Source organism: Amycolatopsis pretoriensis (genome assembly GCF_900107925.1).
Taxonomy (GTDB): Bacteria; Actinomycetota; Actinomycetes; order Mycobacteriales; family Pseudonocardiaceae; genus Amycolatopsis; species Amycolatopsis pretoriensis.
Window position 1 is genome coordinate 15,841 of record NZ_FNUJ01000014.1, and the last position, 19,445, is coordinate 35,285.

The following is a 19,445-nucleotide window of genomic DNA, read 5'->3' on the forward strand; positions in this document are numbered from 1 at the left end:
CGATTGGTGGCGCGGATCGTATATGGTTTCCGATATGATCGGCAACCCCGTCAGGTCCAGGACGCGGCCGCGACGAACTCCTCGAACGACCGGGGCGGCCGGCCCAGCGCCCGCTCGACGCCGTCCCCGAGCTCGATGCCCCGGCCGTCGCGCAGGCCCGAGAGCAAGCCGGTGAGCAGCCGCGCCACGGTTTCCGGTACGCCGTAAGCGATTTGCCGCCCGATGAACGCCTCGGGCTCGACGTCGACGTACTCGATCTCGCGGCCGGCCGCCCGGGCGATCAGGTCCACCGCCTCCCCGAAGCCCACCACCCGCGGGCCGGTCAGCTCGTAGACCTCGCCGTGGTGCCGGTCGCCGGTCAGCGCCGAGGCGGCGACGTCGGCGATGTCTTCGGCGTCGATGAAGGGCGCTCCCCCGGCGCCGGCCGGCAGGGTCAGCACGCCCTCGCGGATTCCCGGCGCCCACGGGCCTTCGCTGAAGTTCTGCGCGAACCAGTTCGGGTGCAGGATGGTCCAGCCGACGCCCGACCCGCGGACGGCCTGCTCCGCGGAGTGCAGCGGATGCCCCTCCTCCCCCGCCCGCGGCGCGGACAGCAGGACCAGCCGGGACACGCCCGCCGCGACCGCGTCGGCAATGAACCGCGGGAGCCGCGGGCCGGCCCGCAGATCGGGTTCCACGAGGTAGACGGCCGTGACGCCGGCCAGCGCCCAGCTCGCCGGGTCGCTGAGGTCGAACCCGTTCGCGCGGGAGGCGATCCGGGCGTGGGCGACCCGCTGGGCGACGCGGCGGCCGGTCTTGCCGGTGCCGCCGAGGATCAAAGTGGTCATGCCTTCAGGCAATCGCGAACGAGCGAGACGATCCATGGGAAAACGTCGAGACTTCCTTTGTGATCGTCTACCGTCGGGCCATGGACGTCCTGAGCGATCTGCTCCACCGGGCCCGCGCCGCGGACGCGCTCGTCCGGCAGCTGATCCAGCGGCCGCCGTGGTCGATGGCCTTCGCCGACGCCCCGCCGCTCACCCTGGTCGCCACGCTGGGCGGGCACGCGTTCGTCAGCCTCCGCGACGCCGCCCCCGTCCGCCTCGCCGCCGGCGACATCGCCCTGATCTCGGCGACCGGCCACACGATCGCGGACGACCCGGCCACCGCACCCCAGGTCGTGATCCGGGGCGCGAAGAAGTACCCGGTCACCGCCGACGCGCAACCGCGGGCGCCGCGCACCTACGGCGACGGCGCACCCGGCGCGACGACGATGCTGCGCGGTGCGTACGAACTCCACGGCGTCGCCGCCGAACGGCTCCTCGGGACGCTCCCGCCGCTGGCGGTCGTGCCCGCCGGGCCCCGGACGCGAGCCGCTCTCGATCTGCTGGCCGGCGAGATCGCCCGGGACGAACCGGGGCAGGACGCGGTGCTCCGCCGACTGCTGGACCTGGTCCTCGTGCTGGCGCTGCGCGCGTGGTGCGCGACGACGGACACGCCCCCGGCCTGGTACCGGGCGCTGGACGACGAGGGCGTCGGGGAAGCCCTGCGGCTGTTGCACGCCGAGCCCGCGCACCGGTGGACGGTCGCCTCGCTGGCCGCGCGGGCCGGGTTGTCGCGGGCCGCGTTCGCCGCGCGGTTCGCCCACCTCGTCGGCGAGCCGCCGCTGACCTACCTCACCGGCTGGCGGATGACGCTCGCCGCGGATCTGTTGCGCGACACCGAAGACACCGTCGCCGCGGTCGCGAAAGCGGTCGGCGACGAAGACCCGTTCGCGTTCAGCGTGGCCTTCAAGCGCCACCGCGGCGCCAGCCCGTCGGACTGGCGCCGCGGCCGGGTGGACGTCAGTCCGTGAGCGTGGCCGGGTCGCTGGTGCTCGGCCGGCCGTTCTCGACGTGGCCCGCCAAGCGGCGCACGAACTCCGGGTCGCGGTCCGACGTCACCGACACGTCGTACCAGTTGCCGCTGCGGCGGGTGTCTACGTGCTCGACGACCCGCGCTCCCGGGCGGAGCCGGCGCGTCGTCGAACAGTGGCCGTAGGCGTCCGCCACCGTCAGCTGCACCGTCGTCGTCCCGCTGTTGGTCAGGACCAGCGCGAGGTCGCCGCCCTCCTGGCGGAGGCTCACCTCGGGACCGGCGGCGCCGCCGCGGAACTGCCGCACGAACCCGTTGGGCCCGTAGGCCGTGTAGTCGTACGCGCCGGTGGCGGGCAACGCGGCGGTCAGGGACTTGCCCGCGCCGGCCGTGTACGTGCGCGGCTCACCCGACGGCGTCACCACGTAGAACGCCGCTCCCGCGCGGCCGTGGTTCGCGAACGTCACCGTCAGCTTGCCGTCCGCCAGGCGGGCGTCGGCCGACAGGTCGTACGGGAGCGCCCGGGCCTTGCGCACCCCGCGTTCCTGCTTGGGCAGCACGGCGTGCGCCGGGACGGCGGGCACGTAGTCCGGGTGCCGCACGCGGTCCGGCGGCTCGTAGCCCGCCGTGTCCGGCAGCGCCGGCACCCGCTCGTCGGTGCGCGCGAAGTCGAACGCCGAGGTCAGGTCGCCGCAGACCGAGCGGCGCCACGGCGTGATGTTCGGCTCCCGCACACCGAAGCGGCGTTCGATGAACCGGATGATCGAGGTGTGGTCGAACGTCTCGGAGCAGACGTACCCGCCCTTGCTCCACGGCGACACCACGATCATCGGGACGCGCTGGCCGAGCCCGTACGGCCCGGCCGGGTTCGCCGCCGACCCCGCGAAGATCTCACCCGCGGTGTCCACAGTGGACTGCCCGGCCGAGGCGTACGGCGGGACGACGTGGTCGAAGAAGCCGTCGTTCTCGTCGTAGGTGATGAACAGCGCGGTCTTGCTCCACACCTCCGGGTTCGCGGTCAGCGCGTCGAGCACCTGCGCGATGTACCAGGCGCCGTAGTTGACCGGCCAGTTCGGGTGCTCGCAGAACGCTTCCGGCGCGGTGATCCACGAGACCTGCGGCAGCTTCCCGGCCTTGACGTCGGCGCGCAACCGGTCGAAGTAGCCTTCGCCGGCCTTCGCGTTCGTGCCGGTGCGGGCCTTCTCGTACAGGGCGTCGCCGGGCTGGGCGTTGCGGTAGGAGTTGAAGTACAGCAACGAGTTGTCGCCGTAGTTGCCGCGGTAGGCGTCGTCGATCCAGCCCCAGCCGCCGGCGGCGTCGAGGCCGTCGCCGATGTCCTGGTAGATCTTCCACGACACCCCGGCCTGCTCGAGCCGCTCGGGGTAGGTCGTCCAGGAGTAGCCCTTTTCGTCGTTGCCGAGGACCGGGCCGCCGCCCTTGCCGTCGTTGCCCGTGTACCCGGTCCACATGTAGTAGCGGTTCGGGTCGGTCGAGCCCATGAACGAGCAGTGGTAGGCGTCGCAGATGGTGAACGCGTCGGCCAGCGCGTAGTGGAACGGGATGTCCTCGCGCGTCAGGTACGCCATCGTGGTCGAGCCCTTGGCGGGCACCCACTTGTCGTACTTGCCGCCGTTCCAGGCCGCGTGCGTGTCGTTCCAGCCGTGCGGCAGGTCCTGGATGAACTGCAGGCCCAGGTTGTCCGCTTCGGGGCGGAAGGGCAGGATGTCGCGCTTGCCGTCGGACTGCGCCCAGACCGACTTGCCCGACGCCAGGGTCGCCGGCCGCGGGTCGCCGAAGCCGCGTACGCCGCGCAGCGTGCCGAAGTAGTGGTCGAACGACCGGTTCTCCTGCATGAGGACGACGATGTGCTCGACGTCCCGCAGCGTGCCGGTGCGCCGGCCGGCGGGGATCTCGGCCGCGCGGGCGATGCTCGTCGAGAGCGCGGAAAGGGCGGCGGTGCCGCCGGCCAGCTGCAGGAAACGCCGTCGGTTGACGTCCGTCATGAGGACTCCGGGGGTGTCGTGGTGGAGAGCCGGGCCATTGTGCGTGGGCCTACGAGAACCTGTGCCGGGCCCGAGGCTAACTCCGGGCGAAACTCCGGTAAACGCCTTCGGGCGGACGAGCTCTTGACACAAATACGGAAGCACGTACTAATGTAGTACTTCACAATGAACGACCTCTCGAACGACCCCGACGACTCCCTCTACTCCCCCGATGTCCGAAGCGCACTCGCCGGTTTCACCCACGGCGAGGACACCGGCGCCCTCGAAGCGGCGGCCGCCGTCCGCGCGGCCGCCCGCAGCCTGGACGCCCTGCGCTCGCACGGCACCGACAGCCGCGGCCTCAGCCCCGGCGCCCTCGACATCCTGATCCGGCTCAGCTCGGCCGAAGCGAACATCAAGGACCTCGCCGCGTCGGCCGGGGTCAGCTCGCGCAACGTCACCGGCCTGGTCGACACGCTGGAACGCGCCGGGCACGCGGTGCGCGTCCCCGATCCCCGCGACCGCCGGTCGGTCCTGGTCCGCATCACCGACGAGGGCCGGAGCTGGCTCGAGGACTTCCGGCGGCCGTCCCAGCTGGCGATGGCGGCGCTCTTCCGCGGGTTCACCGACGCCGAGACGACCCGGCTGCGCCACCTCTGCCTGCGGCTGGTGGAGAACCAGCACGCCCTGTCCGAGCACCTCGGGAACCGATGACGACCGGGCCGCGCGGCCGAAGGTGCCCTTCCTCGCATCCGACGCGCTGAAGGGCACCTTCCTCGCATCTCATGTGAGGAAGGTGCCCTTCAGCCACCCGGAAGGTGGCAGCGGTGCCCGCCCGACTGCCCGGATCATAGAGGTCACGGGCTGAGCTCGAACACGGGCGGGCACCGCCGGGAGCCGTATACCCGGGCCCACAGGGCACAAACGTCAGCCGGAGCGCAAGGCGTAACGGCGTTCGGCGTAAGCGAGATCGTCGCGCCACAACCGCGCCGCGGTGTGGCGCATCAGCGGGCGGATCGCCGGCGCCAGCTTCGCCGCCACCGCGAACCCCGGCCGCTCCGACGCGGCGATCGTCGCCTCGATGACCGCCGTGCGGGGGCGGCCGTCCGGGCCCGGGCCGAGCGGGGTCGCGTGCGTCTCCACCAAACTGCCCACCCCTTCGCCTTCGACGATCCGCATCACCACCGTGCGCGGCTCGGGGCAGGTGAACTCCGCCAGCACCGGCACGCCCCAGCGGCCCGCGAGGCGGAACGTCACCTCGACGAGGAACCGGTCTTCGGAGTCGGGCACGTCGATCCCCTGCGGCGCTTCGAGCACCCGCAGGCGGCTGAACGAATACGGGTGGAACCACGCGCCGTGCCACGGGTCGAGGCGGTTCGCCACCACGTCCTCGGGCTCACAGGTCCCGGTCAACGTCGCCACGGCGTCGATGCGGGCCGCGTCGGCCGGGCGGGCCGGCACCACCGGGGCGTCCGTCGGCTGCTCGCCGCCCAGGCTGTCCAGGCGCGCCCAGACGAGCACGCCGTCGTCGTGCGCCGGCACCGGGGACCACGTTCCGCAGCGGGAGCCGTCGATCCGCAGGCCGTGCCACCGGCAGACCAAGCCGCCGGCGTCCACCCGCGCGTCGGCCAAGGGGGCGCCCAGGTGCGGGCACGCGCCGGGGCCGATCCGGACGTCTCCCTCCGGCCCGCGCCACGCGACCAGCTCGCGGCCGCCGACGGTCACCCCGAACGGGCGGTCCGCGCGCACCTCCCGGCCGGCCGCGACGACGAACCAGTTCCCCGACGGGCGGGCCGAGGCGCGCTTGCCCGCCGCTTCGATCAGGGCGGGCGGGCAGTCGCGGTAGGTCGGCTCCTGCTTCGCCCAGCGGGGTTCGGCGAAGGGCTGGACGGGCCATCGCCGCGGCCACCGCGCGGCGATCCGGCGGCTGACGTTCATCGGTCCATCGTGGCCGATCCGCATCGGGCTCGCAACGTCACCGAATTCGGCTGCCCAGCGAGCGCATTCCCGTTTATCACGGTAGAACCGGGGTAACAGTCTCACCATCCGACGTGCCCCTTGATGCTCGCTGAGCGTGCATCGATTTTGCATCGCAAGACGGCGAGAGAGGAGCCCGGATGACCGCGACTTCCACGGCCGCCGGATCGGTGGCGTGGCTCGACGCGCTGCGCCGGCGCTGCGGCACCGACGTCCACGCCTTCGTTACCGAGCGCGTGCGCGAGCACTTCACCGGACGCGCGGCGGACACCCCCGCCGTCGGCGCGCTGCCGGAGTTCGTCACCGGCGGCAAGTTCCTCCGGCCGATGTTCGCCTACACCGGCTGGCGCTGCGGCGGACCCGAAACCGCGGCGGCCTTGCGCGCCGCCGCGAGCCTGGAGCTCCTGCACTGCTTCGCCCTCGTCCAGGACGACGTCATGGACGGCTCGGCGCGGCGGCGCGGCCGTCCGTCGATGCACGTCCGCTTCGCCCGCTGGCACGAAGAGCAGGGCCTGAGCGGTTCGGCGGCCCGGTTCGGCGAGTCGGCCGCGGTGCTCATGGGCGACCTGTTCCTCGTCTGGTCCGAGCAGCTGCTGCACGAAAGCGGGCTCGACGCCCAGGCCCTCGCCCGCGGCCGGCCCGGCTACGACCGGTTGCGGTCGGAGCTGGCCGTCGGTCAGCTCGGCGACCTGGTCAACGACGCGCGCACGCTGCCGTCCTGGGCCGACGTCCTGGACGTCATCCGCCGCAAGTCCGGCAACTACACCGTCCGCCGGCCCCTGGAGTTCGGCGCGGCGCTGGCCGGCTGCCCCGAGGACGTCGTCGCCGCACTCGGCACCTACGGCGGTCTGCTGGGCGAAGCCTTCCAGTTCCGCGACGACCTGCTGGGGGTGTTCGGCGACCCGGCGGTCACCGGCAAGCCCGCGGGCGACGACCTGCGCGAGCGCAAGGCGTCCAGTGTCGTCGTGCTCGCCCGGGACCTGGCCGACCGCGGTCAGCGCGCCGACCTGACCGGCCTGCTCGCCCTCGACGAGGTCGACGACGAAGCCGTCGCCCGCTGGCGGGAGCTGATCACCGCGACCGGCGCCCGCGACCAGCTGGAGAAGCTCGTCGACGAACGCGTCCGCCGCGCGCTCGAAGCGATCGACCTGGTTTCCCTGCCCCGGCAGGCGGCCGACGCGCTCACGGTCCTGGCCACCCGCTGCACCGAGCGCGTCCGATGAGGACGGTCACCGGGCGCACGGACCACGTCGTGGTCGTCGGGGCCGGTCTCGCCGGGCTGTCCGCGGCGCTGCACCTGGCGGGCCGGGGCCGGCGGGTCACCGTCGTCGAACGCGATCCCGGCCCGGGCGGGCGCACCGGCCGCGTCGAGACCGGCGGCTACCACCTCGACACCGGGCCGACGGTGCTGACCATGCCTTCGATCCTCGCCGATACGTTCGCCGCCGCGGGCGCGGACCTGGCTTCGGAGCTCCGGCTGACGCGGCTCGACCCGGCCTACACCGCGCGCTTCGCCGACGGGTCCGTCCTGCCGGTCCACTCCGACGCCGACCGGATGACCGACGCCGTCCGCGAGTTCGCCGGCCCGGACGAAGCGGCCGGGTACCGCCGGCTGCGCACCTGGCTGACCCGGCTGTACGCGGCGGAGTTCGACCGGTTCGTGGCGAGCAACATCGATTCGCCGCTCGGGCTCGTGTCGGCCGACCTCGCCCGGCTCGTCGCGCTCGGCGGTTTCCGGCGGCTGGACCGGAAGATCGGCGCGTTCCTGCGCGACGAACGCCTCAAGCGCGTCTTCACCTTCCAAGCGCTGTACGCGGGCGAGTCGCCGATGCGGGCGCTCGCGCTGTACGCGGTCATCTCCTACATGGACACCGTCGGCGGCGTGTACTTCCCCGAGGGCGGGATGGCCGCCGTGCCCCGGGCGATGGCCCGCGTCGCGGAACGGGCCGGCGCGGAGTTCCGGTTCGGCGAACCGGTCACGGCGCTCGAACGCCAGGGCGCGCGCGTCACGGCCGTCCGCACGTCCGAAGGCCGGATCCCGTGCGACGCCGTCGTCCTGACGACGGAACCGCACGAGTCCTACCGGCTGCTGGGCCGCACGCCCCGCCGGCCGGTGCCGCTGCGCCCGGCGCCGTCCGCGCTGGTCCTGCACACCGGCGGTCCCGGGGACTGGCCGGTCGGGCACCACACGATCTCCTTCGGCCGCGGCTGGGCGTCGACCTTCCGCGAGCTCATCACCGACGGCAGCCCGATGAGCGACCCGTCCCTGCTGATCACCCGGCCGACGGCGACCGACCCCGGGCTGGCGCCCGCCGGGCGGCAGCTGTTCTCGATCCTCGCGCCGGTGCCGAACCTCCAGCGGGGCCCGCGCGACTGGGACGGCGAAGCGGAGCCGTACGCCAAGGAGATCCTCGACCACGTCCGCGCCGGCCTGCTGCCCGGCTTCGAACCGGAGGCGTGGCACGTCCTCGGCCCGGCCGACTGGGCGCGGCGCGGGATGGTCGCGGGCACGCCGTTCAGCTACGCGCACTCGTTCGTCCAAACGGGACCGTTCCGGCCGCGCAACCTGCCACCGGGCGTGGAAAACGTCGTGCTCGCGGGCGGCGGGACCGTGCCGGGGGTCGGCGTCCCGACCGTGCTGCTCTCCGGGCGGCTCGCCGCCGACCGGATCACCGGGGAAGGAGGCGGATGACCCGCCGCGAACTCGACGCCGCCGGCATCACCGGGCCCGGGCTGCGCGAGGCCTACCGGCACTGCCGGGAGCTCAACGCGCGGCACGGCCGCACGTACTTCCTCGCCACCCGCATGCTCGCGCCCGCGCAGCGCCCCGCCGTCCACGCGCTCTACGGGTTCGCCCGGCGCCTCGACGACCTCGTCGACGAGCCCGAGCCCGGCGCCACCCCGGACTCGATCGCGGCGACCCTGCTCGAGGCCGAAGAGGGGTTCCTGAAAGAGCTGGCCGCCGGGACCAGCGACGATCCTCTGCGCACCGCCGTCATCGACACCGCGACCCGGTACGCCATCCCGGAGCCGTACTTCCGCGCGTTCTTCGCCTCGATGCGGATGGACCTGACCGTGACCGGCTACCCGAACCGCGCGGCGCTCGACGAGTACGTGCACGGCTCAGCCGAGGTCATCGGGCTGCAGGTGCTGCCGATCCTCGGCACCGTCGTCCCCCGCGACGAGGCCGCGCCGCGGGCCGCCGCGCTGGGCAAGGCGTTCCAGCTGACCAACTTCCTGCGTGACGTCGCCGAGGACCTCGAACGCGGGCGCGTCTACCTGCCCGCCGACGAGCTGGCCGCGGCCGGCGTCGACCGCGACCGGCTGCGCTGGTGCGTCGCGACGCACCGGCTCGACGCGGCGGTCCGGCGGGCGCTGATCGAGCAGGTCGCGGCCACCCGCCGCGTCTACGCCGAAGCCCGGCCGGGGATCGCCATGCTGCACCCGGCGTCGCGGCCGTGCGTGCGGACCGCGTACGTCCTTTACGGAGGGATCCTCGACCGCATCGAAGCCTTAGACTACAACGTGTTCGCCGGCCGCGCTCGCGTGCCCAGGCACCGCCGCCTGGCCGCGGCCTGCGACGCGCTCGTCCGGGCGCAGTGGGCGCGGCGCCGGCACCCGGCGGTGACGTGAGGTGGGCCGGTGGGAGTACCTGCTCGTCCTCGGCGCGTGCGTGCTGGTGACGTTGCCGCTGGAGCTGGCCGGCGCCCGCGCGTGGCGCCGGCCCCGGCGGCTGGCGCGCGCGGTGCTGCCGGTCGCGGCGGTGTTCCTGGTGTGGGACGTGCTGGCGATCGCGGCCGGCGTCTGGGACTTCGACCCGGCGTTCGTCACGGGGCTGCGCGTGCCGTTCGGGGTTCCGCTCGAAGAAGTGCTGTTCTTCGTCGTGATCCCGGTGTGCGGGGTCCTGACGTACGAGGCCGTCGAGCTGACCGGGAACCTGCTGCGCCGGCTCGTCCGGCCGCTGCTCGACCGGCGGCGGGTGCGGCGCTGATGCCCTGGGGTTACACGGTTCCCGCCGTCGCCGCCGTGCTGGCGGTGGTCGCGGCCGAGGTCTTCCTCCTGCGCACCGGGCTGTTCCGGCGGACCACGTACTGGGTCACCATGGTGATCGTCGTCGCGTTCCAGATCCCGGTGGACGGGTGGCTGACGAAGCTGTCGGCACCGATCGTCCGCTACTCCCCCGGCGGCATCACCGGCTGGCGGTTCCCGTGGGACATCCCGGTGGAGGACTTCCTGTTCGGCTACGCCCTCGTCACCGCGGTCCTGCTCCTGTGGGAACGCGGTAAGTCGCGAAAGGACAGTGCATGAAAGGCAACGGCCTGCCCCGCGCCGAGGTGCCGGCGGCGTTCGACGCGGGCGCGGCGGCCTACGACCGGCTCGTCGGGCTGAACCCCGGCTACCACCGCGACCTGCGGCTTTCGGCGCGGCGGCTCGTCCGGCCGGGGCACCAGGGGCTGCGGATCCTCGACGCGGGCTGCGGCACGGGCGCGTCGACGGCGGCGCTGCTGGCGATCGCCCCCGACGCGCGCGTCACCGCGATCGACGCGTCGGGCGCGATGCTCGCCCGCGCCCGGGCCAAGTCCTGGCCGTCCACAGTGGAATTCCGGCACACCCCGGTCGAGGAGCCGCCCGCGGGCCCGTTCGACGCGGTCTTCGCCGCCTACCTGCTGCGCAACGTCGACGACCCCGACAGCACTCTGCGGGCGCTGCGCGGGCTGCTGCGACCCGGCGGTCAGCTGGCGCTGCACGAGTACTCCGTGCGCGACTCCCGCCGCGCGCGGTGGGTGTGGAACGCGGTGTGCGGCGCGATCGTCATCCCGCTCGGCCGGGTCACCACCGGCGACGCCACGCTCTACCGGCACCTCCGCCGCAGCGTCGTGGCGTTCGACGGCGTCACCGAGCTGTGCGCGCGCCTGTCCGCCGCCGGGTTCACCGACGTCCGCACCGGCACGATGCCGGGCTGGTCCCGCGGGATCGTCCACACGGTCCTGGGCACGGCACCGTGATCGCGGGTCGCGACCGCCGGGCGGAGACCCACCCCGCACCCGGCGGGCTGCCCGACGCCGGACGGCTCGGCCGCCGTCCGCGCGCGGCCGTCGTCGGAGGCGGCATCGCCGGGCTGACGGCGGCGACCGGGCTCGCCGAGCGCGGGGTCGAGGTGACGGTGTTCGAGCGCGAGTCCTTTTTGGGCGGCCGCGCGGGCGGCTGGCCCGAGCGGCTGCCGGACGGGACCGAAGTCACGATGAGCCGGGGATTCCACGCGTTCTTCCGCCAGTACTACAACTTGCGGGCGTTGCTCATGCGCACCGATCCCGGCCTGGAGCGGCTGGTCCCGGTGCCCGACTACCCGCTCATCGACCCGCACGGGCGCACCGACACGTTCGCCGGCCTGCCGCTGACCCCGCCGTTGAACGCGCTGGCGTTCGCCTTGCGCAGCCCGACGTTCCGGGCGCGTGACCTGGTGCGGCTGGACGGACGGCGGGCCCTGCCGCTGGCGACCGTCAGCGTTCCCCGCGTCTACGAGCAGCTCGACCACCTCGACGCGGCGTCATTCCTCAGCGCGATCAACTTCCCGGCGGCGGCAAGGCATTTGGCGTTCGAGGTGTTCTCGCGCAGCTTCTTCGCCGACCCGGGCGAGCTCTCCGCGGCCGAGCTGGCGACGATGTTCCACCTGTACTTCCTGGGCTCGTCGGAAGGACTGCTGTTCGACGTGCCGGCCGAGCCGTTCCCGCAGGCGCTGTGGAACCCGCTCGGCGACTACCTTTCCGGACGCGGCGCGGACCTCCGGCTCGGGACGGCGGTGCGCGGCGTCGCGCGGGAGTCCTCCGGGTTCGTCGTCGAGGGAACGCGTTTCGACGCGGTGGTGCTCGCGTGCGACGTCGCGGGGCTGCGCCGGATCGTCGCGGCTTCGCCCGGGCTGGGCACGCCGTCGTGGCGGGCGGCGGTCGAAGGGCTGCGCACGGCACCGCCGTTCGTGGTCCGCCGGCTGTGGCTCGACCGGCCGGTGCGTGCCGACCGGCCGGCGTTCCTGGGCACGGGCGGGTTGCCGCCGCTGGACAACATCAGCGTGCTGGACCGGTACGAGGGCGAAGCCCGCCGCTGGGCCGCGCGCACGGGCGGCTCGGTGGTGGAGACGCACGCGTACGCGTCGCCGGACGGCGCGGGCCTGGACGAGCGCCTGCACGAGCTGTACCCGGAGACGGCGGCGGCGCGGGTGCTGGGCGAGATCACGGTGACGCGGCAGGACTGCCCGCTGTTCCCGGTCGGCGGATTCGCCAACCGTCCGAGCGTGGTGACACCGGAGCCGGGTCTGGTCCTGGCGGGCGACGCGATCCGCGTGGACCTGCCGGTGGCGTTGATGGAGAGAGCGGCGACCACCGGCTGGACGGCGGCGAACGAGCTGCTGACCGGGTGGGGCGTGGCGGGGCACCCGCTGCGCTCGGTCCCCAACCGCGGCCGGCTCCGCCTGCTCGACCGCCTGACGTGAGTCAGCGCGCGGTCCGCCGCCACACCGCGCGCCAGCGGAACGAGGTGCGCACGCGGATTTCGGGCCGGTTCGCGGTGGGGCCGGCGGGATCCACCCCACAGTCCGGACAGGGGGTGTCGGCGGTCACCTGCGTCCCACAAGCACGGCACGTTTTCAACGGATCGACGCCGGATTCGTAAGCGGCGATCACCCGCCGGACGACGACGACCAGCCGTTCGGTGGGGTGCTTTTCGAGGTCGGGACAGTAGGCGACGAGGCCGGCCCAAGTGCGCCAGTTGTCGGCCCGGCTCGCGTCCCTCCGGCCGGCGGCCTTTTCCCGCCGGCGACGGGCCTCGTAGTCCTCGCTCTGCGCGCGCCACACGAGCCGCGCCTCCTCGAGTTCGTCCACCGCGCGCGTCAGGGACCGCGGGTCGTCGTCGAGGTTCCGCGGGACGTCCGCGCTGACGATCAGGTGGTGCCAGGTGGCCCGGAAACCGTACGGCTGGAAGCAGAGGACGCATTCCCGCAGCGCGAGCAGCCGGTCGCGGGACGCGAGGCCGGCGTCACGAACCCGGTCGGCGGAGGCGGGGAAACTGCTCATCGCAGCACGGCCCCCACCAGATCGGACCCCAGCGCCGTCAGATCGGGCAAGTTGACGGTGTACCGGACGTACCGCCCCTCCCGCCGACCGGTGAGCAACCCCGCGCGGCGCAACACTGCCAAATGGCGGGACACCTCCGGCGCCGACAGCCCCCAAGCGTGGGCCAGCTCGCCGGTCGTGTGCGGACCTCGGGCCAACGTCCGCAGCAGCCTCAACCGGACCGGGTGGGCCAGCGCCTCCAACCGCAGCGTGACCGTCTCCAGCGATACCGGCTCCGGTGCGGCGATCGGGTACTGCAGCACCGGCCGCCACCCCGGGGCGTGGACCGCCACCAGGTGCGGGCGGCCGAACACGCTCGGCAGGAACGTGACGCCGTCGCGGGCGGCCGTCGCGTTGTCCTGCAGCTTGTCCACGACGATGCAGGTACCGTCCAAGACGACCGCGCCGGAGATCGACGCGAGCGCCGCCCCGATGCCGCGACGCTTCAGCAAGTCGTTCTTCAGCCGGATGTCCGAAGCGAGCCGGCCGGCGATGCGCGTCCAAGCGGCGTCGAAGAACGCCTCCGCGCACTCCTCGAGCGTCCGGCGGACCCGCGCCCGCACGGCCGACGGGTCCGCGAGCAGCCGTTCCGCGAACGCCTCCTGCAGCGCACCACGCGCCTGGGCGAGGTCCAGCGCCCGTTCGCGAGCCGTGGCGTCGGCGAGCGGTGACGGTGCTCCGAAGTGGACGCGGTTGCTGCCGCACGTCGTGATGAGCGCGGCGGTCACGTAGGTTTCGTCGTCGATCCGGTCCACGTCGTCCAGCTCTTCGGCGAGCGTCGGCCGGGGACGGGCGGGCACCAGGAAGTCCGCTCGCGACGAACGCCAGAGGAACTCCGCCTCCCGCAGCCGCTCGGCCAGCTCCGGCGGCAGCCCCGCCCAGACGTCCCCGGCCCAGCCGGCGAGCTGCGGGTGGTGCCCGGGTTCGGCCAGGACGTGCAGCATCGCCGTCAGCTCGGCCAGCGGGGAGGCCGCGAACCGCAGCCGCCCGGCAGGCAGGCCGCCGATGTCGATGCGCACCGTCATCCCGCCATTCTCGCCGGTCACCCGCCCGGCGACCACGTCGGTTGACGGAGCCGGTCAATCGACGCGGCGATCCCGGCGGCCGAATCCATCGTGGACGCCATGACGACCAAGATCCGGCCGCGGGCCCTCGTCCGGGCTTCCGGCGGGCCCCGCTACGCCGTCGCCCTGACCGTGGACGCGCTCGGCACCGGCCTGCTCCGGCCTTTCCTGCTGCTCTACGGGGTGCTGGTGCTCGGCCTGTCCGCGGCGGCCACCGGCATCGCCATGACGGCCGGCATCGTCGCCGGGCTGGTGTGCATGCCCGCGGTGGGCCGCTGGCTGGACCGGGGCGCGCGCAGCACGGCCGTGGCCGCGTCGATGCTGGTGCGCGTGGTGGGTGTCGCGCTGCTGCTCGCCGCGCCCGCGGGGCACGTCGGGCTGTTCGCGACGGCGGCGCTCTTCCTCGGGATCGGCAACCAGGCGTGGCCGGCCGCCCACGCGGCGCTCGTCGCCACGGTCGCCCACGGACGTGAGCGCGACGCCGCGCTCGCCGGCGGCCGTGCTCTGCGCAACGCCGGCCTCGGTGTGGGCGGGCTCCTCGCGACCGCTTGCCTGGCGGGCGGCACCACCGCGTTGCGGGCGCTGGCCGTCGGCACCGGGCTCGCCTACCTCGTCGCGGCGGCGTTGGCGTGGTCGGTCCGCCTCCGCGCGCAGCCCGTCACCACCCTGGCCGGTGGACCCGCACCGAGGCTGGGCGCGCTGCTGGCCGCCAACGTCGTCTACGTCTTCTGCCTCAACGTCCCCGAGGTCGCGCTCCCCCTGGTCCTGGTGACCCAGCTGCACGCGTCGCCGGTGTGGGCGGCGGCCGTCTTCGTGGCGAACACGGTGCTGGTGGTCGCGCTGCAGGTGCCGGTCACCGTCCTGATGTCCCGCTTCGCCCGGCGGACCGCGCTGGCTCTCGGCGGTGTCGTGCTCGCCGTGTCCTACCTCGGTTTCCTCGCGGCCACATCGTGGGGCGCGCCGGCCGTCGTCGCGGTGTCGGTGGTCTGCACCTTCGGCGAGATCGTCTACGCGGGCAGCGCGACCGCGCTCGTCACCGCCGTCGCCCCGGCCCACGTCCTGGGCCGCGCGCTCGCCCGTTTCCAGCTCTCCACGGGCTTCGGGCTCGCCGTCTCGCCGGCGGTCATCACCACGCTCGCCGCCCGCGGCCCGGCTGTCCTCTGGGGCGGTCTCGCCGCGGCGACGCTCGTCTCCGCTTCCGCTGTCGCCGCCGAGAAGGAGAGTTAGTTCGGCGGGTACTGGGGATAACCGGGCGGCGGGGCCATCGGATAGCCGGCCGGCCCCGGGTACGGCGCGAAACCGGGGCGCGGGCGGCCGCTCTTGACGACCCCGATCGCGACCAAGAGCCACGACAGCACCGCGGCGATGTCCAGCGGGACGGCCACCGCAAGGAAGATCACGTTGAGCTCGTCGACGCTCAGGTGACTGGACCGGACCCACGACGGCGCGTCCAGGGAAATGAACTGCCACGCGATGCCCGCCGCCGTGGTGACGAGCATGACGACGAACGCGCCGGTCATCAGGCCGGAGACTCCCCTGGCGCGGCCCTTGACCGAGAAGACGAAGCCGAGCACGCCGACCACGAGCATCAGCACCCGCGGAATGGCCTGGATGCTCATCAACACAAGGGGTGTCATGCGGCGATCGTAGGGGGCGGCCACGCTCCGCGCGGTGCTTTCGGTGCAGAACCCCGGAGTCCGGTCAGCCGAGGTTGCCGAGCATCAACCCGAGCGTGAACTCGAACCGGTCGTGCCCGCTCCCGGAGGTCAGCTCGGCGGCGTGACGGCGGGTGTGCGGAAACGTTTCGGCCGGCAAGGCGGCGAACCGGCTCAGCAGCTCGTCGCGGCCGACGACCCATTCGTCGTCCGGGTGTTCCCGCCGCTGCCGGACCAGCGACTGCTCCAGGGCGTAGGCGCTGACGTAGAGCGACAGCGCGTCGAGGGCCCAGGCGGCGGTCCGCGGTTCGATCCCGCCGGCGCGCAGGATCGCGAAGAGCCCTTCGCGGACCCGCAGGGCGGCGAGGTTGGTGGGGACCATGCCCAGCGCGGCGCGGGAAACCCCGGGGTAGGCCAGGTACTGGTCGCGGATCTGCGCGTACACGTCGAGGATCTGCGTCCGCCAGGTGGCCGGATCCGGTTCGGGCAGCACGACCTGCGCGCAGAGCCGGCCGACGAGCAGGTCGTCGATGTCGTCCTTGTTGACGATGTGCGCGTACAGCGAAGACGGCCCGGTGCCGAGCACCGCGGCGACCCGGCGGATGGTCAGCGCGTCGTAGCCCTCGGTGGCCACGACCTGCAGGGCCGCGTCGGTGATCCGGTCGACCGTGAGGGGTCTCCGGGGCGCGGGCGACACAGCGGGGTCTCCGGCGGGCGGGGCGTGACGGGCGGCCCGGTGTCGCCGGGGGTCGGAAGGCACGTCGGTCACTATAGCTTGTGACGAACTAAGTTCGCGTGTTAGAACTTAGTTCGTGAGAGACGAACTAAGTTCACCCGAGTTTCGAGTGGCCATCGCCGGAGCCGGCCTGGGCGGCCTGTGCCTGGCGCAGGGCCTGCGCCAGGCCGGGATCGCGGCCGACGTGTACGAGCGCGACCCGGCCATCACCGCACGGTTCCAGGGCTACCGGCTCGTGCTCAACCCGGCGGGGCTGGCGGCACTGCACGGTTGCCTGCCGCAACGCTGGCACCCTCTGCTGGACGCGGTCGTCGGCGACGCCTACGGCGAGCGGCTGGTCCTCGACCCGCTGCTGAACAAGATCGGCGAGCTCGGCCCCGGCAGACCCGGGATCGTGGTCGACCGCCAGGTCCTGCGCCACCTGCTGCTGACCGGGCTCACCGTCCACACTTCAGCCGCGCTGACCGGCTACGACGTGCGGGCCGACGGCAAGGTCGAAGCCCGGTTCGCCCACGGCGATCCGGCGGTCGCCGACCTGCTCGTCGGGGCGGACGGCGTCGGTTCCGCGGTCCGCGCGGTCCTGTCGCCGCGGACGACGCCGACCGACACCGGTGTCCGGTTCGTCCTCGGCCGCACACCGCTGACCGGGCAGTTCGCCGGACTGGAGCGGGCTTTCGGCTCGAAGATCGCCGGAGACCGCGTGAGCCTGCTGCTCGGCGCGATGCGGTTCCGCACGCCGCCGAAGGAAGCGGCCGAAGAACTGGCGCCCGAAGTGGCCCTCCCCGACATCGGCGACTACGTGCGCTGGGCGATGATCCTGCCGCCGGACGGCTCGGCCGGCACCGCGCGCGAGGCCGTGCTGTCCGAAATGGACGGCTGGCACCCGGACCTGCGCGCGCTCATCGAGCAGTCCGACGCGGACAACAGCGCGTTGCTGTCCATCCGGGTGGTCGAGCCCGGCGAACGCTGGGCGCCCGGCCCGGTCACGCTGCTCGGCGACGCCATCCACGCCACGTCCCCGACCGGCGGCAACGGGGCCAACACCGCCCTGCGCGACGCCGATCTGCTGCGCCGCTGCCTGACCGAGGGCCGCCGGGATCTCCTCGACGCGGTCGGCGACTACGAGCGGCAGATGTTCGAGTACGGCGCCGAAGCCGTGCGCCACAGCCTCGCGGCGCTTCCCGCCTTCGTTCCGGTCAACCCCGCTGGGTGAGGTTCTTGCGCTGGTTGGCGAGGAACCGGGCTTTCTTCTGCCGGTTGCCGCACGTGTTCATGTCACACCACCTGCGGGTGCGGCTTTGGCTGGTGTCGAAGAAAGCGGCCTGACAGGTCGGCGACGCGCACAGGGCCAGCTTTCCGTCCCGTTCGCCGGCGAGGATGCCGATCGCGTCGGCGGCGATCACGCCCAGGGCGTCTTCCACCTCGGATGCCGATCCGAGCTGCCACTGCCGGGTGCCGTCGGGCGTCAGAACCGCGGCGGCCCGGCCCTGGGCGCTGCGGTCGTTGATGACCCGGACGGCGTCGGCGGGGAGAGCCTCTTGGGTCGCGGCCGCGGTCGCGGCGGCGTGGATCGCCTCCCGCAGTTCCCGGGCGAGTTCGAGCTGGGCGTCGGTGCAGGACGTCACGGCGAGGCCGTTCACCACCAGCCAGTCGACGAGCCGCTGCGGTGTCGGGATGCGTTCCACGGGAGTGCCGCGGCGTTCCGACAGCGTCCCCGTGAAGCTGGTCGCCAGCACGCTGCCCAGCCGGAAGTCGGGGAACCCAGCACCCATGGAACCACCTTAGCAGGTTGCTTCTCGTCGTCGGGCCGTGTTAGAACCGTCTTAGCCGGTTCCACGACGACCAGGAGGCCTCATGCCCACCAGCGACGTGCGGGTGTTCGAAGCCCGTGCACCCGAATCCGACCTCGACGACCTGCGCGCGCGGCTGGCCGTGGCGCGGCTGCCGGAAGCCGAGACGGTCCCCCGCACCGCGTCCGGCCGCCGCCGGTGGGACCAGGGCGTCCCCCTCGCCGACCTCGCCGACGTCGTGGAGTACTGGCGCACCGGGTACGACTGGCGGGCGTTCGAAGCGCGCCTCGACCGGATCGGCCAGTTCCGCACGACCGTCGACGGCCTGGGAATCCACTTCCTGCACCGCCGTTCCCCGCGCGAGGACGCCACTCCCCTGCTCCTGACGCACGGCTGGCCCGGCAGCGTCGCCGAGTTCGTCGACGTGCTCGACGACCTGGCGGACCCGGCGGACGCGGCGGCGCCGGCGTTCCACGTCGTGGCGCCGTCGTTGCCGGGCTTCGGCTACAGCGACAAGCCGGCGAACACGGGGTGGGGCACCGAAAAGATCGCGGCCGCCTGGGTCAAGCTCATGGGAAAGCTCGGCTACGAACGGTTCCTGGCCCACGGCGGCGACTGGGGAGGCGTGATCACGACGATCCTCGGCGGCCGGTTCCCGGCGCACGTCCTCGGCATCCACACGGTGACCCCGCAGGCACCACCCGGGTTGTCCACGGACGGGCTGACGGCGGCCGAGCGCGAGTGGACGGAGGAAACCCGCGATTTCTGGCAGTACCGCGCGGCGTACGCGAAGCAGCAGGCGACCCGGCCGCAGACCATCGGCTACTCGCTCGTCGACTCCCCGGTCGGGCTCCTGGCCTGGATCCTCGACAAGTTCGCGGAGTGGACGGACACTTCGGACAGTCCATTCGAGACGATCCCCCGCGACCGCATCCTCGACGACGTAACGCTTTACTGGCTGACACGCACGGGCGCCTCGGCGGCCCGCATCTACAGCGAAAGCCACGACTCACTCGACCCGGAACTCCGGGTCGAGGTCCCGGCGGCGATCAGCGTGTACCCCCGCGACATCGAGAAGTGCCCGCGCCCGTGGGCGCAGGAGCGGTTCCGGCGGATCGTCCGGTGGTCGACACCGGAGACCGGAGGGCACTTCCCGTCGTTGGAGGTTCCCGGGGACTTCGTCGGGGATCTGCGGGAGGGGCTCACGGCGGTACTGGCCGATTTGTGACGTCTGCGGTGTGCTGCCCGTCACGTCGAGCCGCTGTCACGGGGACGGAGTGGACGGCATCTCGTGGTCGTCCA

The 19,445-nt window shown here is 73.3% G+C and carries 20 protein-coding genes; 12 read left to right on the plus strand and 8 right to left on the minus strand.

Annotation, left to right across the window (positions count from 1 at the left end):
* Positions 1 to 50: 50 nt before the first annotated feature.
* Complete coding sequence (locus BLV96_RS43630) at positions 51 to 827, minus strand: Rossmann-fold NAD(P)-binding domain-containing protein (protein ID WP_086677172.1); 777 nt, start codon at positions 825 to 827, stop codon at positions 51 to 53.
* 80 nt (positions 828 to 907) lie between these two features.
* Here BLV96_RS43630 and BLV96_RS43635 point away from each other — a divergent pair, with 80 nt between their 5' ends.
* Entirely contained in the window at positions 908 to 1,834 is a 927-nt protein-coding gene (locus tag BLV96_RS43635) for an AraC family transcriptional regulator (protein ID WP_086677173.1), read from the plus strand.
* Here the strand turns inward: BLV96_RS43635 and BLV96_RS43640 are convergent.
* Complete coding sequence (locus BLV96_RS43640; RefSeq protein ID WP_086677174.1) at positions 1,824 to 3,836, minus strand: phosphocholine-specific phospholipase C; 2,013 nt, start codon at positions 3,834 to 3,836, stop codon at positions 1,824 to 1,826. The genes BLV96_RS43635 and BLV96_RS43640 overlap by 11 nt on opposite strands.
* Before the next feature lie 165 nt (positions 3,837 to 4,001).
* Between BLV96_RS43640 and BLV96_RS43645 the strand changes: the two genes are divergently transcribed.
* The gene (locus BLV96_RS43645) at positions 4,002 to 4,529 is read left to right on the plus strand and encodes a MarR family winged helix-turn-helix transcriptional regulator (protein ID WP_086677175.1); all 528 of its coding nucleotides are present in this window, start codon (positions 4,002 to 4,004) and stop codon (positions 4,527 to 4,529) included.
* Between the two features lie 213 nt (positions 4,530 to 4,742).
* Here BLV96_RS43645 and BLV96_RS43650 read toward each other — a convergent pair whose 3' ends face one another.
* Positions 4,743 to 5,753: a Rieske (2Fe-2S) protein gene (locus tag BLV96_RS43650; RefSeq protein ID WP_086677176.1), complete on the minus strand. Its 1,011-nt coding sequence runs from the start codon at positions 5,751 to 5,753 to the stop codon at positions 4,743 to 4,745.
* A 179-nt stretch (positions 5,754 to 5,932) separates the two neighbouring features.
* Between BLV96_RS43650 and BLV96_RS43655 the strand changes: the two genes are divergently transcribed.
* Genes BLV96_RS43655 through BLV96_RS43685 form a run of 7 tightly spaced genes read left to right on the plus strand, consistent with a single transcriptional unit; the run spans position 5,933 to position 12,279 of the window.
* Positions 5,933 to 7,015 (plus strand): polyprenyl synthetase family protein, encoded by a 1,083-nt coding sequence (locus BLV96_RS43655; RefSeq protein WP_086677177.1) that lies wholly within the window; start codon positions 5,933 to 5,935, stop codon positions 7,013 to 7,015.
* Positions 7,012 to 8,484, plus strand: coding sequence for a phytoene desaturase family protein (crtI, locus tag BLV96_RS43660; protein ID WP_086677178.1), 1,473 nt, complete (start codon positions 7,012 to 7,014; stop codon positions 8,482 to 8,484). The genes BLV96_RS43655 and crtI overlap by 4 nt, the downstream gene beginning before the upstream one ends.
* Positions 8,481 to 9,425 (plus strand): phytoene/squalene synthase family protein, encoded by a 945-nt coding sequence (locus BLV96_RS43665; protein WP_086677179.1) that lies wholly within the window; start codon positions 8,481 to 8,483, stop codon positions 9,423 to 9,425. Before crtI ends, BLV96_RS43665 begins: the two co-directional genes overlap by 4 nt.
* 1 nt (position 9,426) lies before the next feature.
* Positions 9,427 to 9,783 carry a lycopene cyclase domain-containing protein gene (locus BLV96_RS43670; RefSeq protein WP_086677180.1) on the plus strand — a complete coding sequence of 119 codons (357 nt, stop codon included), beginning with the start codon at positions 9,427 to 9,429 and terminating at the stop codon, positions 9,781 to 9,783.
* Entirely contained in the window at positions 9,783 to 10,100 is a 318-nt protein-coding gene (locus BLV96_RS43675; RefSeq protein WP_086677181.1) for a lycopene cyclase domain-containing protein, read from the plus strand. Before BLV96_RS43670 ends, BLV96_RS43675 begins: the two co-directional genes overlap by 1 nt.
* Complete coding sequence (locus tag BLV96_RS43680) at positions 10,097 to 10,798, plus strand: class I SAM-dependent methyltransferase (RefSeq protein WP_086677182.1); 702 nt, start codon at positions 10,097 to 10,099, stop codon at positions 10,796 to 10,798. Before BLV96_RS43675 ends, BLV96_RS43680 begins: the two co-directional genes overlap by 4 nt.
* Positions 10,795 to 12,279 (plus strand): FAD-dependent oxidoreductase, encoded by a 1,485-nt coding sequence (locus BLV96_RS43685; RefSeq protein WP_086677183.1) that lies wholly within the window; start codon positions 10,795 to 10,797, stop codon positions 12,277 to 12,279. The genes BLV96_RS43680 and BLV96_RS43685 overlap by 4 nt, the downstream gene beginning before the upstream one ends.
* Position 12,280: 1 nt before the next feature.
* Here BLV96_RS43685 and BLV96_RS43690 read toward each other — a convergent pair whose 3' ends face one another.
* Together BLV96_RS43690 and BLV96_RS43695 are read right to left on the minus strand one after the other, a co-directional pair.
* Entirely contained in the window at positions 12,281 to 12,859 is a 579-nt protein-coding gene (locus BLV96_RS43690) for a hypothetical protein (protein ID WP_086677184.1), read from the minus strand.
* Positions 12,856 to 13,923 (minus strand): DUF5937 family protein, encoded by a 1,068-nt coding sequence (locus BLV96_RS43695; protein WP_086677203.1) that lies wholly within the window; start codon positions 13,921 to 13,923, stop codon positions 12,856 to 12,858. The genes BLV96_RS43690 and BLV96_RS43695 overlap by 4 nt, the downstream gene beginning before the upstream one ends.
* Before the next feature lie 99 nt (positions 13,924 to 14,022).
* Between BLV96_RS43695 and BLV96_RS43700 the strand changes: the two genes are divergently transcribed.
* Positions 14,023 to 15,189 carry an MFS transporter gene (locus BLV96_RS43700; RefSeq protein WP_086677204.1) on the plus strand — a complete coding sequence of 389 codons (1,167 nt, stop codon included), beginning with the start codon at positions 14,023 to 14,025 and terminating at the stop codon, positions 15,187 to 15,189.
* Here BLV96_RS43700 and BLV96_RS43705 read toward each other — a convergent pair.
* Together BLV96_RS43705 and BLV96_RS43710 are read right to left on the minus strand one after the other, a co-directional pair.
* Complete coding sequence (locus BLV96_RS43705; protein WP_244180927.1) at positions 15,186 to 15,599, minus strand: hypothetical protein; 414 nt, start codon at positions 15,597 to 15,599, stop codon at positions 15,186 to 15,188. The genes BLV96_RS43700 and BLV96_RS43705 overlap by 4 nt on opposite strands.
* Before the next feature lie 64 nt (positions 15,600 to 15,663).
* Entirely contained in the window at positions 15,664 to 16,386 is a 723-nt protein-coding gene (locus tag BLV96_RS43710; protein ID WP_086677185.1) for a TetR/AcrR family transcriptional regulator, read from the minus strand.
* A 76-nt stretch (positions 16,387 to 16,462) separates the two neighbouring features.
* Between BLV96_RS43710 and BLV96_RS43715 the strand changes: the two genes are divergently transcribed.
* Positions 16,463 to 17,566, plus strand: coding sequence for an FAD-dependent oxidoreductase (locus BLV96_RS43715; RefSeq protein ID WP_244180928.1), 1,104 nt, complete (start codon positions 16,463 to 16,465; stop codon positions 17,564 to 17,566).
* Here the strand turns inward: BLV96_RS43715 and BLV96_RS43720 are convergent.
* A complete protein-coding gene (locus BLV96_RS43720; RefSeq protein ID WP_086677186.1) occupies positions 17,550 to 18,125 on the minus strand; it encodes a CGNR zinc finger domain-containing protein in 576 nt (191 codons plus the stop codon). The genes BLV96_RS43715 and BLV96_RS43720 overlap by 17 nt on opposite strands.
* 82 nt (positions 18,126 to 18,207) lie before the next feature.
* Here BLV96_RS43720 and BLV96_RS43725 point away from each other — a divergent pair, with 82 nt between their 5' ends.
* Entirely contained in the window at positions 18,208 to 19,371 is a 1,164-nt protein-coding gene (locus BLV96_RS43725; protein ID WP_086677187.1) for an epoxide hydrolase family protein, read from the plus strand.
* Positions 19,372 to 19,445 lie beyond the last annotated feature (74 nt).

Excerpts from the sequence above, each read along its gene's own strand:
- BLV96_RS43645 (WP_086677175.1), top strand. The coding sequence starts at position 4,002 with ATGAACGACCTCTCGAACGACCCCGACGACTCCCTCTACTCCCCCGAT.
- BLV96_RS43705 (WP_244180927.1), bottom strand. The coding sequence starts at position 15,599 with ATGACACCCCTTGTGTTGATGAGCATCCAGGCCATTCCGCGGGTGCTG.
- BLV96_RS43640 (WP_086677174.1), bottom strand. The coding sequence starts at position 3,836 with ATGACGGACGTCAACCGACGGCGTTTCCTGCAGCTGGCCGGCGGCACC.
- crtI (WP_086677178.1), top strand. The coding sequence starts at position 7,012 with ATGAGGACGGTCACCGGGCGCACGGACCACGTCGTGGTCGTCGGGGCC.
- BLV96_RS43675 (WP_086677181.1), top strand. The coding sequence starts at position 9,783 with ATGCCCTGGGGTTACACGGTTCCCGCCGTCGCCGCCGTGCTGGCGGTG.
- BLV96_RS43630 (WP_086677172.1), bottom strand. The coding sequence starts at position 827 with ATGACCACTTTGATCCTCGGCGGCACCGGCAAGACCGGCCGCCGCGTC.
- BLV96_RS43700 (WP_086677204.1), top strand. The coding sequence starts at position 14,023 with ATGACGACCAAGATCCGGCCGCGGGCCCTCGTCCGGGCTTCCGGCGGG.
- BLV96_RS43665 (WP_086677179.1), top strand. The coding sequence starts at position 8,481 with ATGACCCGCCGCGAACTCGACGCCGCCGGCATCACCGGGCCCGGGCTG.
- BLV96_RS43695 (WP_086677203.1), bottom strand. The coding sequence starts at position 13,923 with ATGACGGTGCGCATCGACATCGGCGGCCTGCCTGCCGGGCGGCTGCGG.
- BLV96_RS43655 (WP_086677177.1), top strand. The coding sequence starts at position 5,933 with ATGACCGCGACTTCCACGGCCGCCGGATCGGTGGCGTGGCTCGACGCG.
- BLV96_RS43690 (WP_086677184.1), bottom strand. The coding sequence starts at position 12,859 with ATGAGCAGTTTCCCCGCCTCCGCCGACCGGGTTCGTGACGCCGGCCTC.
- BLV96_RS43680 (WP_086677182.1), top strand. The coding sequence starts at position 10,097 with ATGAAAGGCAACGGCCTGCCCCGCGCCGAGGTGCCGGCGGCGTTCGAC.
- BLV96_RS43720 (WP_086677186.1), bottom strand. The coding sequence starts at position 18,125 with ATGGGTGCTGGGTTCCCCGACTTCCGGCTGGGCAGCGTGCTGGCGACC.
- BLV96_RS43635 (WP_086677173.1), top strand. The coding sequence starts at position 908 with ATGGACGTCCTGAGCGATCTGCTCCACCGGGCCCGCGCCGCGGACGCG.
- BLV96_RS43650 (WP_086677176.1), bottom strand. The coding sequence starts at position 5,753 with ATGAACGTCAGCCGCCGGATCGCCGCGCGGTGGCCGCGGCGATGGCCC.
- BLV96_RS43725 (WP_086677187.1), top strand. The coding sequence starts at position 18,208 with ATGCCCACCAGCGACGTGCGGGTGTTCGAAGCCCGTGCACCCGAATCC.